This is a genomic window from Streptomyces torulosus (assembly GCF_001419765.1).
Taxonomy (GTDB): domain Bacteria; phylum Actinomycetota; class Actinomycetes; order Streptomycetales; family Streptomycetaceae; genus Streptomyces; species Streptomyces torulosus.
Map to the genome: position 1 here is coordinate 1 of NZ_LIRK01000396.1, position 2,639 is coordinate 2,639.

The following is a 2,639-nucleotide window of genomic DNA, read 5'->3' on the forward strand; positions in this document are numbered from 1 at the left end:
GGCGGTAGACGGCGCTGGAGTGCGAGAAGTGCTGGCGGGAGCCCCACCACTCGACCTGTCCGTTCTCGTCGCGCGGGAGGGTCTCGGGGTGGAGGCGGCCCATCCACGGCGGCGGGGAGGAGGTGGGGGTGGCGAGGACGACCCCGACGCCGTGCTCGTGCATCAGGTCCATCAGGGTGTCCAGCCAGCCGAACTCCCGTGCGCCGGGCCGGGGTTCGAGCTTCGCCCAGGAGAAGACACCGAGGGTGACGGAGTTGACGCCCGCCTCCTTCATGAGGCGGACGTCCTCGTACCAGACCTCCTCGGGCCACTGCTCCGGGTTGTAGTCACCGCCGAAGAGGAGCCGGCCACGGGTGGCGTCGGCGAGGGTGGGCCCGGTGTGCCGCCGCCGGGTCATCGGACCGGGTCCCCGTACTGGATGCCGCGGCCGTTCGTCGCCACGTAGACGCGGCCGTACAGCCGCGGGTCGCCGGCGATGGCCTCGCCGGTCCAGCCCCACTGGTGGGCGTCGTCGTTGACACGGGTCCAGGTCCGCGCGCCGTCGTCGGAGCGGAGGACGGCGGTGAGGCTGTCGACGGCCCCGATCTGGTAGATCGCCGGGTAGGCGGCGCCGGGCGCGGCCTTGCCGAAGCCGAGGACGTGCGAGGCGCGGCAGCCGGCGACCTTCGCGAAGGAGGCACCGCTGTCGGTGGACCGGTACAGGCCGTTCGTCTTGGTGCTCAGCCACAGGTCGCCGGTGCGTCCCGGGGCCGCGGCCAGCTTGTACTGGCTGTCCCCCGAGGGCAGGCCGGTCGCGCCCGCCGTGAAGGAGCGGCCGCCGTCGGTGCTGGCGTACACCGTGCCGGTGTCCGTGTCGTACGCGTAGAAGCGCGTCGCGTCCGCCGGGTCGGCGACCGGGGTGGCGCCCTTGGGGAAGGTGGGCACCTCGGCCCAGGTCGCACCGCCGTCGCCGGAGCGGTGGGCCGGATACCTGGTGCCGTCCCAGTGGACGAAGGACCAGATCAGCACGCTTCCGTCGGTGTTGACGGCGATCGGTCCCGGCGCGTCCTTGGCGAGGGCGGGCTGGCTCCCGAAGGGCGCCCAGGTCCGGCCGCCGTCGGTCGAGAAGGCGCCGTTGCCGTGGTCGCCCCAGCCGGTGCGGACCACGTACGACGGCTTCCTCGCGGCCAGCGCGAGGCCCGTCGCCGACCCGAACACGGGGTTCGTCGCCATGCCGCGCGACGGGGACGACGTGAGCCGCTCGTGGTACATCGTGCCGATGTCCCCGAGCCCACTGATCAGGTGCGCCTGTCCGACGGGGGGCGAGATCAGCTGGCGCACGGCCGTCTCCTCCAGGCCCCGGATCTGCGGCGCCCAGTGCCTGAGGTCGCGGGTGCCGTAGAGGGTCGCGCCGGTGCCGTACACGACGTGCTTCGAGTCGTACGGGTCGAGGGCCAGCGCCTGGATCCACCAGCCGAACTTCGGCTTGTCCGCGCCCCACTTGAGGTAGGGGGTCTCGGACACGTCGAGGACGGCGGAGTCCTTGAGGGAGGTCCAGGTGCGGCCGCCGTTCGTGGAGCGGAACACCGTGTCGATGTCCGCCCAGCGGTTGTTGGTGGAGACGACGACGGTGCCGGGGCGGCGGGCGTCCACGGCGACGCCGCCGTAGCCGAAGGTGTCGGCGGACCCGTCGGCCGCCGTACCTCCCGGCTTCACCGGGGTGACGTCGGTCCATGTGCCGCTGGTGGTGCGCAGCTTGTGCACACTGCCGTCGGACTGGCCGTTGGGGCCGGGCCCGTTGGCGTACGTCACGTACAGCTCACGCGCGTGCCGGTCGTACGCGGCGCGGATCGGGACCTTGGCGGAGGCGCCGGCCGGCTGCCCGGGGACCGCCTCCCAGGTGGTGCCGTCGGTCGTGCGGTACAGGTTGACGGTGGCGGAGGTGCCGTCACCGTCGCCCCAGCCGGCGTAGAGGGCGCGGCCGGCGGCGACGAGCAGGGTGACGCCCTGCCCGGTGGCGGCGGGCGTGGCCGGGAAGCCTGTGGCCCTCGCCCAGGTGGCGCCCCGGTCCGTCGACCTGAGGAGGCCGTCGTGTCGGGTGCCCAGCCACAGGGTGTCGCTGTCCCGGGGGTCGACGAGCAGACGCTCGCCCGTGCCCCGGCCGTCCTCGTTGCCGCCGAGCTTCACGGTGAGGTCGGTACGGGTCCAGGTGGCGCCCCGGTCGTCGGAGCGGAGGATCGCGCCGTTGCCGGCCCAGGACTGGGTGTAGGTGCCGAGGGCGAGGTAGAGGCGGTTCGGGTGGGCCGGGTCGACGGCGATCGCCTCCACACCGAGGAGGTTCCAGTCGTCCCAGCCGAGGTGGTCGGTCAGCGGGGTCCAGCGGGCCTTGCGGTCGTCCCAGCGGTAGGGGCCGCCGATGTCCGTGCGGGCATAGGCGAGGCCGCGGACGGAGGGGTGGAAGAGGACGCCGGTGATGAAACCGGTGCCGCCGATCACGGCGGTGCGCCAGCGGTAGCCTCCGGCGGTTGGGCCGGGGTGGGCCTCGGTGGCGTGGGCCTGGGTGGTGAGTGCGGGGAGGGTGGTGAGGGCTGCTGCGGCTGTGGTCGCGGTGAGTATGGTGCGGCGGCTCGGGTGGGGCGTGCGCATGACATACCTCGGGG

2 protein-coding genes are annotated in these 2,639 nt (G+C 73.6%); both read right to left on the reverse strand.

Annotation, left to right across the window (positions count from 1 at the left end; translation table 11 throughout):
- Window positions 1-397 (reverse strand): beta-galactosidase (locus AOK23_RS26540; protein ID WP_206336296.1); only part of this gene is annotated, 397 nt, incomplete at its 3' end.
- A complete protein-coding gene (locus AOK23_RS26545; protein ID WP_055715154.1) occupies window positions 394-2,625 on the reverse strand; it encodes a sialidase family protein in 2,232 nt (743 codons plus the stop codon). The genes AOK23_RS26545 and AOK23_RS26540, both read right to left, overlap by 4 nt.
- Between the last annotated feature and the right edge of the window lie 14 nt (window positions 2,626-2,639).

Coding starts and splice junctions, on each gene's coding strand:
- AOK23_RS26545 (WP_055715154.1), bottom strand. CDS start 2,625: ATGCGCACGCCCCACCCGAGCCGCCGCACCATACTCACCGCGACCACA.